Below are 13,610 nucleotides of genomic sequence, written 5' to 3'. Positions count from 1 at the left end.
ACAAATATTTTCTGCCAGCTAAATCTGTCTGGCTGATTCACGGGTAGTTCAGGATTGATTGTGCATTTTGTACAGTCTTATTTTTAGCAGCCGAAATAAGGCAGATTCCTGCTGAAGGATATGGCACCGTCAGGTAGAGCAATAATATAAATATAAATCAAAAATTTAAGCCCTGCCCTACTCTATCAGACTTATCCACAAGCAGTGGCTGATACTTAACCAAACACAATATTCATGTTTCGTACTTTAAGTTATTCACAGTTACCATCATGCAGAAGCAGTGTCCACACAACAATAGCCATTATTGCAATACCTATTGCCAGCAGTGCCAATTATCCACAATCAGTGCATTTATGGATGTTGGTTCAGCTTGTTTTGCTGTCTCGACAACAGCCATATTGAATAAAGACGCATTGTTAAAGTAGTAAACAGAAGCTACTGAATAGATCTACTGTGTCAGGTGGCCAGTTTCTTAATTTTCGCTCAGAAATTGACACAATATAGCCAGAGCAGATAAATAAAAAATTAATATTTATCAATATACTAAAAAATAATTTATTTTAAATTGATACGAGGTATTAAGAGTAAAGTTACCAGATAATCAGCCATAAGCTGTGAAAAATGGCAGCTGAAAATTAAATACAATAGTAAACAATAAACTGAATATTTTATCCACAACTTATATACATACATATGCACTTGTTACCCTATAATAGTTGCTATTCAGATAAATAATTATGTGTTCAGTTTTATGTCTCATTCTTTCGCAGCCTCAAGTGAGCATTGGATGATCCAGCCAATCGGCTATATATATTCTCCCTATAAACAAAAATTTGGCGTGGCCCGACAGCCCGGTCTGGTACCTGCGGCACATGCTTATATAGATTTATCAACTGAATTCACCGTTGATTGTGTGCGTGGATTAAGTGATTACGACTATATCTGGGTACAGTTTGTTTTTCATGCCACAGTTAAAGATGGCTGGCAACCTTTGATTAAACCGCCAAAATTGGGAGGTAAAGAAAAAAAAGGTGTTTTTGCTACCCGCAGTCCACACCGGCCAAATCATCTTGGGCTTTCACTGGTGAAGCTGGAACAGATTGAATACGGTAAACATATTCGTTTGCATGTAAGTGGGGTGGATTTTCTGGATCAGACACCAGTTATTGATATCAAACCCTATATTCCTTTTGTTGAAGCCAAACCTGATGCGAGCTGTGGTTTTGCTCATGAGCGCGAGCTACTGAATGTGTACTGGTCACAGCCGGCTTTAGAGCAACTGGCATTATTTTCTTTAGATTCAAATTATTATCAATTAGTTAACCAGAGTCTGGCTCAGGATCCACGGCCAGCACATCAACAACATGCAGACAAGATTTTTGTCATGCATTTGTTTGATTGGGATGTTTTGTTTCAGATCAAAAATAATATGGTTGAGGTAACTGGATTGAGAAAGCATGTGTAGTATTAAATTATTATTCAAATAGAAGTATAAATAATAAAAGGATGGGGACAAAGATGAAGTCATACATCTTGTGGAAAACTTGAAATATTCATATTAATCATATGTTTGAATCTTAATAAGTTCAAGATTTTTTCTGGGCATGGATTGTGGATTATGTGGATAACTTTAATAAAAATTTCGCTGCTTGTGAATAACTGGCCGTAATGAAGGGCAATAGCGATAATTTATCCACTTTTTGATAAAATTCATTACCTCCATTGGCGAAATTCGCTACCATAGTGCAATCAGATTAAGCAGGAAGCAGAATATGCTGCAGCGTACATTAGCAAAAAGCATCAGCGTTACCGGGGTGGGCTTACATTCCGGTGAACGGGTACGGCTGGGACTGTATCCGGCTGCACCGGATAGTGGTATTCGTTTTCGGCGTACTGATCTGTTTGGGGAACAGAGCAGGATTGTGCAGCTGAAGCCTGAGCTGATTAACGATACACGTCTGTCATCCACAGTAGTCACGACAGATGGTATTCGTGTCGGTACCATAGAACATATTATGTCGGCATTTGCAGCCTATGGTATTGATAATATTCTTGTAGAACTGAATGCGCCGGAAATTCCCATCATGGATGGTTCCAGCCTGCCTTTTATTTATCTGTTACAGGATGCCGGTGTTATCGATCAGCCTGCTGAAAAACGTTTTTTACGGATAAAACAGCCAGTGATGCTTGCTGAAGGAGACAAATGGGTAAAATTTACGCCGTATGAGGGCTTTCGGGTTACTTTAACCATAGCTTTTGATCACCCGGTTTTTAATCGCAGTAACCAGACTTTTCAGATTGATTTTGCTGGCCAGTCTTATGTGGATGAAATATCGCGGGCGCGGACGTTCGGTTTTATGCAGGAAGTGGAGCTGATGCGCAGCCATAATCTGGGACTGGGGGGAAATCTGACTAATGCGCTTGTAATTGACGACATGGATGTTCTTAATCCTGAAGGATTACGTTATCCAGATGAATTTGTGCGCCATAAAATTCTGGACGCCATCGGCGATCTTTATACACTAGGCCATCCGGTTATCGGTGCTTTTGAAGGCTACAAATCCGGCCATGCAATAAATAATGCACTGCTACGTAAGTTACTGGCTCAGCCTGAAACATATGAATGGGTAACTTTTCCGCACAACCGGCAATTGCCCTCCGCTTTTCACCATCTGCCCCAGGCTGCCTGAGGGCTAACTTAGCGTTATTTGGGTGCAGAATATGCTATAATATCAGGCGCCATTAAAAATAGCATGGCCGGATAGATATCATCTGGCTTTATATTCACTATTCTGGGATAAGAAAATGAACTATCAGGCTGTTGTAGCCCAATTACTCAATGTAGAAGGTGCGCTGGCAGCTGCAGTGGTTGATTATGATAACGGTATGCTGATGGCTGGTAGTGCTATTAATAAAATTGATCTGGAAATTGCCGCTGCCAGCAGTACCGAAGTTATCCGGTCAAAGATCAAAACCATGCAGATGCTGGAGCTGAACGATGAAATCGAAGATATACTGATTACCCTTGGTCATCAATATCATCTTATCCGGCCACTGAAAAAGCTTGGCAGTCTGTTTTTGTATTCTGTACTTGACAGCAACAGAGCCAATCTGGCTCTGTCCCGCCGAGCGCTCATTGATGTTGAAAAACAGATGGCGCAGTAATGGTATGTGCTGTATCTGTTATTAAGCTGGCCGAAAATTTATTGATTTACAGACAGGCCTGATCCGTATGCTATCTGTTTTGACAGTATATTCATACGGCAATATATTTGCATATTAATCATAGCAGAATTCATGCCTGACTAAACGAATTGATAATTATTCTGATCCGGATTAACCGGCACAATTTTTTTATATGCTTCAAAACAGACAGATAGGCATTCAGTTTACGGCGTTTGGCAGATTGAATAAAAATAGTCGGATAGGGTACAAACCAGCTACTTTTTATACTGTGGTAAATTGTATTATTGCTTAGCTATAAGCAGAATAGACATTATAATATTCATTTAAAGCTGTTTTCAAAGTATAGCTGATACCATATTAGCCGGTTTTAAATAAAATTTGAATATTCATTTGTGTTATTAAATTTTATTATCATGCAGAACAATAAATGATTTCCTGCTGCGATTTAAATATATGTCAACCTGTGAATGATTCTTTTATCAGCATAAACATTCATTAATCGGGTAATTGTGGCGTTAATAAGACAATAATAATATCTAAACAATGTAGTTAATAAACATATATATACGTAAACCTAAAAAAACAAATCTTAAAAAATATATATATTTCAAATGTTTGTAATTGTATAAAAAGGTTAGTTATTAACCATGATAATTATTGGCTGGTTTATTTACTACATCCAAACAAATATTTATGTTATATTACCAAAAGATTTAAATTAAAATAATTTAACATTTAACTAAATATCTTTATATAGTTATCTAGAATTTTGTTTGACAGCATGATTTCTAATCAGGAGTAACCAATTGAATAAAATATATCGTGCTATATGGAATGAAACAACCCAGACATGGGTAGCAGCTTCCGAATTAGCGAAAAGCAGAACCAAGTCTGATACCGTTTCCTCTTTGCCCGCTGCTGCCTCGGTAAGCAGCAAATCCAAATTGGGTGCGCTTTTTAAACTGGGTCTTATAGCTTCATTTCTGAATATGTCGTTACTGTCATCACATGTATATGCTGCCAATGCAGCGATTATTGGTGGTAGTAATGTGGGTGATAATAGCCCACATCAAAACAACTACAAAGACCAGCAGGGAAATTTGCTGGCAAGTCATGGTTCCATTATTCTTAATGGAGCAAACGATTTTGCAGGTACAACTAAAACTTGTGGTGCAGATGAAGTTCAGGGCAGAGGCGTTACTGGCCGTACTATTACCGGTACTGAAATAACGGCACTAGACGAATATTTACGATTTGCTAAAAACCAAGCTTTTGAGGGCAAAAATCCCTACGGTACAACGAGTAACGCGACAAATGCTAATAATGCAGCCATGCAGGGGAACAAAACTGGCGGAGCTGAAAGTAAAATGCCTGTAGCTTATGGCGTGTATTCTTTTGCCTCTGGTTGTGGTTCTTTTACAACCGGTAACTATTCAATGGCTTTCGGCACCAATGCTACAGCTCTGGCGGGTGGCGCGATGGCTATTGGAACGGCGGCCTTAGCTTCTGGGCGTGCTTCGATTGCTTTTGGTGTTGGTGCCGAGGCTACTGGTGTTTCCAGTGTGGCTTTGGGTTCGGTAGCTTCGTCTAATGGAGTGGGCAGTGTGGCAGCTGGTCTGCTGTCGCAGGCCAAGGCAGATGGTACTGTCGCACTGGGTGTACAGGCGCAGGCTCTACAGCATTCAGCTGTGGCTATCGGTAATGCAGCACAGGCAACAGGCGAGCAGAGTATCAGTATTGGTTCGGCCAATCAGGTTAGCGGCAAGGCATCTGGTGCTATTGGCGGCTCTGTTGAAACTACTAGCTATGATAAGGATAATGGTACTCAGAAAACTGCTGCTACCGGTGTAACAATAGTAACAGGTGATGGAAGCTATTCTTTCGGTAATCAGAACGGCACCATCGCAGCTAATAATACTGGCGTATTTGGTAATTACAATACCATAGAAACTGATTCAACAGGTACAGATAAAGCCGACAATATCAGAATATTGGGTAACCACAACACCGTTTCTGCCAAAGCTAGCGGTGCCATGATAGTGGGTAATCGTGCTAATGTCAGTGCTGCCAATGGTCTGGCACTGGGTAACAATACCAAGGTTAGCGCCACTAATGGTGTGGCCTTGGGTGAAGGTGCAATGGCCAGCGTTGACGGCGGTGTCGCTCTGGGCAGCGGTTCTGTGGCTTCTACAGGGAGTGGTGTGGCTGGATTTAATCCTGACGTCAGTGCCGAAACAGCAGCAACACCCGTCTGGAAAAGCACAGCCAATGCAGTGGCTATTGGCGATGCTGCTAACGGCCACACCCGGCAGATTACCGGACTGGCAGCCGGTACGCAGGATACTGATGCTGTAAACGTGGCGCAGCTAAAAAGCTTAAGTAATGCCACATCAAATAGTATTGCTTCTCTGTCTACTTCCGCAGAATCCAGTTTAGGTACGGTCAACGAAAGATTAACTGAGCTAAGTAATTCTGCTTCTTCAAGTATTCTTTCAACTAGTAATAAGCTGGATTCTCTTTCAACTTCTGTAGATACACACATTAATGATACTCAAATTGCTTTAGATGAGTTACAAAGGTCAACCTCTACCAGCATTCAGCATCTGCAAGAAGATGCATTACAATGGAATGCAGGCGAAAATGCTTACGATGCAGCTCATCTTGCATCTGGCGCAAAAACCGCAAAGATTATTAATGTTACTGCTGGGGATATTAGCTCAGCAGCATCCACAGATGCTGTGAATGGTGGCCAGCTGTATACAACTAATGTGAGTCTGTCCACTTTAGACACCAAAGTTTCTGACGGACTACAGACTCTGCGAGAGCAGATGAACAATTTAAATATAGCAGATATTGGCAGTCTGTCTACAGTGGCCAGTAATATCAGTACTGATGTTGCTAGCCTGCAAAGTAATGCCCTGCTGTGGAAAAACGGCGCATATGATGCCAGCCATAATGATGCGCCACAAAAAATTACCAATGTTGAGGCTGGTAGTATTGCTCAAGGATCAACCGATGCGATTAACGGTGGCCAGTTATACAGTCTTTCTACAGCTACTGTAACCAACCTGGCTGAAATTACTGCTAAGCTGGATGACAATGACAATAAAATAACTGAAGTAAAAAATCAGGCACTGTTATGGAATCAAAGTCTAAATAATGGTGAAGGTGCATATGATGCTCGTGATCGGAAAATTACCGGTGTTGCCAGCGGCGCGTTAGATGCAACTTCTTCTGATGTGGTTATTGGTGCGCAGCTACATGAGACCAATACTGCTGTGAGCGCATTGTCTACATCAACTTCAACTGGTTTGCATAGCTTGAGCACGGCTTTACAGGATTCTTCCACATCAATTATCAACAGCCTGTCTTCACTTGTGGATGGTAGTAACGGCGATATCGCAGCCCTGCAAAAAACTGCTTTGCAATGGAGTAGTGCTGATCAGGCATACAGCGCCAAATATGAAAATGAAAATCAGCGCATTACCAATGTACTGGAGACAGAGCTTGCATCCAACTCAACCGATGTTGCAACGGGTAATCAGTTGTATACTCTTTCCACCGCGACACAAGAAAGTCTGACTAGCTTATCTTCTTCGCTAAATGGGATTTCTGCAGACGGGGTCAAAAGTTTATCTACTGGTTTGAGTACTGCTAATAGCAATATTACAACCTTGCAGCAGGATGCTTTACAATGGAATGGCCAAGCCTATGATGCCAGTCATGGTGTGACAGACGGGCGGGGAAAAATTACCAATGTAGCTGATGCCGATTTATTATCAACCTCAAGTGATGTAGTTACTGGTGGCCAGTTGTTTACCACCAATAGCAACTTGAGCAGTTTGTCCAGCACAGTTAATACCGAGCTGAATAATCTTTCCCAATCAACATCAACTAGTATTAATAGTCTATCCACTGCTCTGAATGATTTTGCCGATAACGCAGTAGGCAGTCTGTCTACAGTTTTTGATAACAAGCTGGCTGCAACCCACTCCAGCCTTTCGTCTCTGCAACAGAATGCATTGTTATGGAATGCTGACCTAGGAGCATATGATGCTACCCACAATGGGCAGGCTCAGCGCATTACCAATGTGCAGGCTGGAGATGCAACTGCCGGATCCAGTGATGTAGTTACCGGTGGCCAGTTGTTTACCACCAATAGCCAGCTTAGCTATTTGTCTGGCAGTGTAAGTACTACTCTCAATTCGTTGTCAAGTTCACTGCAGAACATTAGCGATACTAGTCTGGCCGGTTTGACCAATGAGTTGAGCGATACTAACAGGAAGCTGGCTGATCTGAGTTTGTCAACATCAATGTCTTTCATCAGTACCAATGCCAATATTGAGTCATTGCAGCAGAATGCACTGTTGTGGAATGAAGACTTAAATAATGGTAGTGGTGCCTATGATGCCGGCCATGGCGGTAGTAGTGCTCAGCTTATTACTCATGTCCGCGCTGGTGCTGTGGCTGAAGATTCTACTGATGCCATTAACGGCAGCCAGCTCTTTAGCCTGTCCAGCTCTACTTCAACAGGTTTGAGCAGTCTGTCGACCAGTCTGCAAACCTTTACCGATGCCCAGATGGGCGATCTGGGTAAGGTAACTAACAAGCTGAACACAGTTGAGAGCAATGTGGTTGCATTGCAGGGCAATGCATTGCAATGGAACAGTAACAGTGGTACTGAGGGTGCCTTTGATGCAACCCGTGGAGGCAAATCTCAGCAACTAACCGGTATTGCCAATGGCGCAATCAGTGAAACTTCAACTGATGCCATCAACGGTATGCAGATGCACAGCTTGTCAACGGCGACCTCATCTAGTCTGAGCAGTCTGTCGTCCAATCTGAATGACAGTCTGGGTAGTACTAATCAGAACCTGACGGCATTACAGCAGAATGCAATGCAGTGGAATAATTCGCTGAAGGCTTATGATGCCAGCCATAATATTAATGGTGAAGCTGTGGCACAGCGGATTACCAATGTGGCTGCCGGCCAGGAAGCTACCGATGCGGTTAATTTTGGCCAGCTCTCAACTCTGTCCAGCTCTACCTCATCCAGCGTCAACAGTTTGTCGACAGCAGTTTCAACGGCAATGACTGCTGAAATCGGTAACATCACTAACATCACTAACTCCCTGTCTAGCGGATACTCAGGTCTGTTAGAGAGCCTGAGTACAACAAATGATAGTCTGAATAATCTGGTGAGCGATACCAATACCCGCATAGACAGTCTGTCTACCGGTTATGTGGAAATGCACAACAATGTGGCTAAATTGCAAGAGGACAGCCAGAACAGCCTGAGATGGAATAGTGAGTATAATGGAGGTGAAGGCGCATTTGATGCCAGCAAACCAGGCAGCCTCACTCGTGCTTCTGAGCCTGGCAAGATTATTAATGTGGCCGATGGCGATATTAGTGAGCATTCGCATGATGCAGTAACAGGTGGACAGTTGTTTACTGTGAAAAGTGATCTGGCTAGTTTGTCTACCGCAACTTCAAGCAGTTTGTCTTCGATAAACAATGTGCTGCAAATAGGTGGGATTAGTAGCAGTATTTCTAGCCTGCAGGTAAATGCATTGCAGTGGAATAATTCGCTGCAAGCTTATGATGCCAGCCGTAATATTAATGGTGAAGTGGTGGCACAGCGGATTACCAATGTGGGGGATGGTCAGGAAACTACCGATGCAGTCAATTTTGGTCAGTTGTCATCTGTGAAAAACGATCTGGCTAATCTGTCTACAAGAGTAGATAACTTGCCCACAGACAGCGGTATTTCACAAGAGGCGCTGAACAGTCTGTCAACTGCACTGAGCAACCAAATTTCCTCCATAACATCAGGTCTGGGTGCTTCGTACAATCCGTCTGAAAACAAAGTTGCTTTGCATGACTATGAAATTACTAAGCCAGATGGTAGCAAAGAGATAGTAAATGATGTGGCTAAAGTACTGGAAAATATGCAGAATAATGGTACGATGTATGCCCGCTTCGGTTCGACAGATAGAGCCCCGGCAATGGCATCGCATGCTAATTCGATAGCAGTAGGCGGAGGAGCGGCTGCCGTTAGTACTTCGGCGATTGCGATAGGTGCAGGTGCAACCGCATCGGTGGAAAATGGTATAGCACTGGGTAGCGGCGCACAGGTAACGGAGACTGGAGGTATTGCTCTGGGAGCGGGTTCAATAGCGGACAAGAAAGCCGGAATAGTAGGTTATATACCGGGAACGGCAACCGAGGAGCAGGAAGATGCCATCCGTAAAACGACAAGTACTGCTGGCGCGGTATCTGTGGGTGATCCAAATGGTGATAAGCCAAAATATCGTCAGATAACCGGTGTTGCTGCGGGTTTTGACGATTCGGATGCTGTGAATGTGGCTCAGCTTAAAGGTGTTAATAATAAGATTGATAACATCAATAAGTATGTGAATAGAGTAAATGAACGTTTACAGCGTACGGAACGTCGTGCTTATTCAGGTACTGCTCTGGCCATGGCATTATCCGGTGCTTATCTGCCATCTCTGAATGCTGGTGAACAGGCTGTTGGTGTAGGTGTAGGTACTTACCGTGGCTATACTGCTGTAGGTGCCAACTATAAGGCAATCAGCAATAGCGGTAATATTGGCTGGGGTGCAGGTGTTTCCACCACCGGCAAAGAAGTTGGCTTTAATGGTGGTGTAGGCTTCAAATGGAGCAGTAACTAAACCATTTTGCTGCATAGCTAAAGTAACTTCCGGATTTCTTCTGAATCCGGAAGTTTTTTATGGCTTGGCAATACGCTAAAGTGCGAATGATTTTGGTGTGAAATATTTGCTTTAGCTAATTTGCACCTGCGTAGTCTGGCTGAATTAATGGCTTGAGCATATTGGGTTGCTGCGGCTAGTGAAGAGAAGAGTTAACCGGCTTGGCTGATTTTTACCTGCTAGACTGCTGTTTTAGCCGGTTGCGGGGGGTAGCTGTCCTGTCTGCTATAAGTATCCCAGATAACAATCTTATTAACTGGATAACAGCAGAATTGTTTACAGGCTTTGCTCGGTTTGTACTTGATATGCTGGGCTGTTCTGACTGTGGCGCTGGAAATTTTCAGTTAACTGTGCCGGTTTTCTTCAATCAAAGGGCTTGTGACGATATACAAGCTATTGTCTTTATTTTTTACTACTTATGGCAGAACAGTTTTGCTTGTACCGTGGAGGCTGTATAAAAATGCAGCTAATCTGGTGCAGGCTGTCATTATTGTGGGTGTTTACTCGCCGGATAGACAGAATAATGCTGCCAGAGGAGTATGTTTAAATGGTATGCTGATTGTTTTACTGGCAGATGTGTAAACGGGCAGGCTTAGGTGCTTGCAGGCAGCAGAACGCTGAGGTGAAACTACCTGCTGGAAGCTTCATTGATTTAATGCGGCTAGTATTATATATTTAATAATATTAATTTAACATTACATAAGAATGGAAATGGTAAATAATGCCTGATACTGAGCAGGAACCAGCCAGAACGCAGACTGCGCTGGTTGTGGAAGGCGGAGGGATGCGCGCTGCATTCAGTAGCGGGGTTACTGATGCTTTTTTGCAGGCAGAATTTAATCCATTTACTTTGCTGGTTGGGGTGTCTTCCGGAGCCAGTACCATTGCCAGCTATCTGGCCGGACAAGAGGGTCGCAATCTGGCTGTTCTGCTGGATCAGTCGTGCCGGCCGGAATTTATTCGCTGGTCACGCTTTATCCGCGGTGGTGATCTGATGGATATCGACTGGTTATGGCGGGTTGTACAGCAGGAAAATCCGCTGGATTGTGAGCGCATGTTTGCACAGCAGCGTGATTTCCGGATTGTGCTGAGTAATGCAGTTAGTGGTCTGCCACAATATGCTGTCGCCCAACCCGAATCTTTTCTGGACGTGTTGCGTGCTTCCAGCTCAATTCCCTTTATTATCCGCAAGCCAGTACAAATCGGTAGTGAATGTTATTATGACGGCGGCGTGGCAGATGCCCTGCCGGTACAGTGGGCGCTGTCGCAGCCGAATATCGGCCGTGTGGTGGTTATTCGCACCCGTACGTATGATTATATTAAGAATGGTGGCCTGAGTGATGCTTTGCTGGCACGGCGCTTACCTGCCGGTGGGTTTGCACAGGCGTTACGTCAGCGGGTAAAACATTATAATGCTACGCTGGCATGGATGCGGCAGCCTGAAAACTGTCGCTATATTATTGAAATTAATCCCCCAAATGATAGCAAAATGGCCGGACGCCTGTGTCGCGATGCCGGTCGTTTGCGTTATAGTTATGCAGCGGGTCTGGAATGCGGCCATGCCTTATTGCAACGATGGCCGCAAAATTAAATGGTTTCTTCAGTCTTAATCTGTAGGATTAAGGGTAACGGTAATTTGGTGAAGTAATGAAAACAGATTCGGCTGTATCGAAAACACAGCATCTACTAAGTCTTTTTGTGGCGATTCTGGCGCTGGCCTTGGTTTTGCGTGGGCCTCTGACTGGTGTGGGGCCTTTGTTGCAGAATATTCAGCTCCAGCTCCAGATTAGCAGTACGCTGGCCGGGCTGCTGACTACAGTACCGTTGCTGACATTTGGTCTGTTTTCTATTTTTATCCCCAGAATGGCAGCACGGCTGGGCGCGGAGCAAATGATATTTTTTGCTCTGTGGGTCTTAACTCTGGGGCTGGTGCTGCGTTGTGGCGGGGGGCTGTTTCTACTGCTCACCGGTACGGCTTTGCTTAGCTGTGCCATTGCGGTAGGGAATGTGCTGATTCCCAGCATGGTAAAACAGTATTTTCCATTAAAAATGGGGCTGGTTACGGCCTTATATGCACTGGCTATGAATGTTGGCGGGGCAGCAGGCTCTGCTTTGAGTGCGCCGCTGGCTCACGATAATCTGTGGGGCTGGCGCGGTGCGCTGGTAATCTGGGTGCTGCCGGCACTGGTGGCAATGGTTATCTGGTGGCTGCCGTTTAAGGCCGCCAATGCCATTCCCAGAGCTGCTGTCCGTTCGCGGCCGGTAACGGTACATTTGTGGCGTAATCCGCTGGCCTGGCAGGTAACCCTGTTTATGGGGTTTCAGTCATTTCTATTTTATTCAACGGTTAGCTGGCTGCCGCAGATTGTGGCCAAAGCCGGGGTGTCTGCAACAGAAGCCGGTGGCTGGCTTGGATTGATGCAGCTGGTGATGGTACCAACTAATTTGCTGATACCGATTTATGCAGCCAGATTAAAACAGCAGCACTGGATTGGTGCGATGTGCGGGGTGGCGTTGATATTGTCGGTATTATTGCTGATGTCGCCGTGGCGCAGTTGCTATTTACCAGCGGTATTGCTGCTGGGGCTGGGAATCAGTGGGGCTTTTTGTCTGAGTATGATGTTTTTCAGTCTGCGCAGCGGTAGTGTTACTGAGGGAGTACTGTTATCCGGAATGGCACAAACCTGTGGTTATCTGTTTGCGTCGGTGGGGCCGGTATTAATGGGTGCTTTGCACGATATCATTCATTCATGGTTTCCTGCATTATGGTTAATGCTGTTTGCCGCACTGGTGATTACTGTATCCGGCTGGAAAGCTGGACAGGATCGCAAGCTGTCTGATTTTCAGAAATAATACAGATATACACAACCTTATCCACAGGATTTTGTGGATAAGGCTGTTTGTCCACATACAGGGCAGTCCGGATTGGCCGCTAGCTGCAAACGTTGCCACTGAAAGCGATGAGCGTCAAAACAGTGTAACCAGCAGCCTACAGGATGAATACCAGCGATTACCTGCAATGCTTCACTTGCCTGTGCCGCACCCATTATGCCCAGTAACGGAGCAAAAACGCCGTTTTTGGCACAACTGGCGCCTTCATCATTCATTTCTTCTTCAAACAGACACTGATAACAGGGGCCGTGGCCGTTGCGGAAATCATATACGGCCAATTGGCCGGCAAATACTAAGGCTGAGGCTGAAACCAGTGGTTTGCGCGCATTGAAGCAGGCCTGATTAATCAGACGGCGGCTGGCAAAATTGTCGGTACAATCCAGAATAATGTCGGCATGTTGCACCAGTTGTTGTAACAGGCTGGCATCTGCTCTGGCCACAACCGACTGTAATTGAGCCTGCGGGTGATGTGCCTGTAGTAGCTGGCACAATACACGGGCTTTTGCCTCACCGATATCCCGATCACTAAACCAGTACTGGCGTTGTAAGTTGCTGATTTCGATGCTGTCGTTATCCACAACGGTGATGTGCCCTACTCCGCTGGACACCAGATACGTGAGTGCCGGATGTGCCAGGCCGCCGGCACCAATCACCAGTGCCCGCGCGGCAAGAATGGCTTCCTGTCCGGCAATATCCAGTTTATCCAGTAAAATATGACGGCTGTAACGCAATAGTTGTTCATCAGTAATCATGGTAGCCTCTGGCGATTGAATGCAGTATCTGGGGGCATGAGTAGTC

Annotated in this window: 8 protein-coding genes; 7 read left to right on the top strand and 1 reads right to left on the bottom strand. The window is 44.6% G+C overall.

The window, feature by feature from the left end; all coding sequences use genetic code 11:
* Positions 1–751: 751 nt before the first annotated feature.
* The 7 genes from tsaA to GYX26_RS02910 all read left to right on the top strand — a co-directional run bounded on the left by tsaA (position 752) and on the right by GYX26_RS02910 (position 12,773).
* The gene (gene tsaA, locus GYX26_RS02940; protein WP_370520833.1) at positions 752–1,465 is read left to right on the top strand and encodes a tRNA (N6-threonylcarbamoyladenosine(37)-N6)-methyltransferase TrmO; all 714 of its coding nucleotides are present in this window, start codon (positions 752–754) and stop codon (positions 1,463–1,465) included.
* 307 nt (positions 1,466–1,772) lie between these two features.
* Entirely contained in the window at positions 1,773–2,690 is a 918-nt protein-coding gene (gene lpxC, locus GYX26_RS02935) for a UDP-3-O-acyl-N-acetylglucosamine deacetylase (RefSeq protein ID WP_174827966.1), read from the top strand.
* Positions 2,691–2,805: 115 nt separating this feature from the next.
* The gene (locus GYX26_RS02930; RefSeq protein WP_037408098.1) at positions 2,806–3,165 is read left to right on the top strand and encodes a hypothetical protein; all 360 of its coding nucleotides are present in this window, start codon (positions 2,806–2,808) and stop codon (positions 3,163–3,165) included.
* An 827-nt stretch (positions 3,166–3,992) separates the two neighbouring features.
* Complete coding sequence (locus GYX26_RS02925) at positions 3,993–9,881, top strand: ESPR-type extended signal peptide-containing protein (RefSeq protein ID WP_174827965.1); 5,889 nt, start codon at positions 3,993–3,995, stop codon at positions 9,879–9,881.
* A gap of 471 nt (positions 9,882–10,352) precedes the next feature.
* The gene (locus tag GYX26_RS02920) at positions 10,353–10,502 is read left to right on the top strand and encodes a hypothetical protein (RefSeq protein WP_174827964.1); all 150 of its coding nucleotides are present in this window, start codon (positions 10,353–10,355) and stop codon (positions 10,500–10,502) included.
* 139 nt (positions 10,503–10,641) lie between these two features.
* Positions 10,642–11,511, top strand: a complete 870-nt coding sequence (locus GYX26_RS02915) for a patatin family protein (RefSeq protein ID WP_174827963.1) — start codon at positions 10,642–10,644, stop codon at positions 11,509–11,511.
* Between the two features lie 56 nt (positions 11,512–11,567).
* Entirely contained in the window at positions 11,568–12,773 is a 1,206-nt protein-coding gene (locus GYX26_RS02910) for an MFS transporter (RefSeq protein WP_100091085.1), read from the top strand.
* A 17-nt stretch (positions 12,774–12,790) separates the two neighbouring features.
* Here GYX26_RS02910 and GYX26_RS02905 read toward each other — a convergent pair whose 3' ends face one another.
* Positions 12,791–13,564: a HesA/MoeB/ThiF family protein gene (locus GYX26_RS02905; protein WP_194240682.1), complete on the bottom strand. Its 774-nt coding sequence runs from the start codon at positions 13,562–13,564 to the stop codon at positions 12,791–12,793.
* Positions 13,565–13,610: the final 46 nt, after the last annotated feature.

This window comes from Snodgrassella sp. ESL0253 (genome assembly GCF_013344965.1).
Taxonomy (GTDB): domain Bacteria; phylum Pseudomonadota; class Gammaproteobacteria; order Burkholderiales; family Neisseriaceae; genus Snodgrassella; species Snodgrassella alvi_B.
Note: the sequence above shows the minus strand (reverse complement) of the source record. Positions and strands in the feature narration are given on the sequence as shown.

Coding starts and splice junctions, on each gene's coding strand:
- GYX26_RS02910 (WP_100091085.1), top strand. CDS start 11,568: ATGAAAACAGATTCGGCTGTATCGAAAACACAGCATCTACTAAGTCTT.
- lpxC (WP_174827966.1), top strand. CDS start 1,773: ATGCTGCAGCGTACATTAGCAAAAAGCATCAGCGTTACCGGGGTGGGC.
- tsaA (WP_370520833.1), top strand. CDS start 752: ATGTCTCATTCTTTCGCAGCCTCAAGTGAGCATTGGATGATCCAGCCA.
- GYX26_RS02905 (WP_194240682.1), bottom strand. CDS start 13,564: ATGATTACTGATGAACAACTATTGCGTTACAGCCGTCATATTTTACTG.
- GYX26_RS02930 (WP_037408098.1), top strand. CDS start 2,806: ATGAACTATCAGGCTGTTGTAGCCCAATTACTCAATGTAGAAGGTGCG.
- GYX26_RS02915 (WP_174827963.1), top strand. CDS start 10,642: ATGCCTGATACTGAGCAGGAACCAGCCAGAACGCAGACTGCGCTGGTT.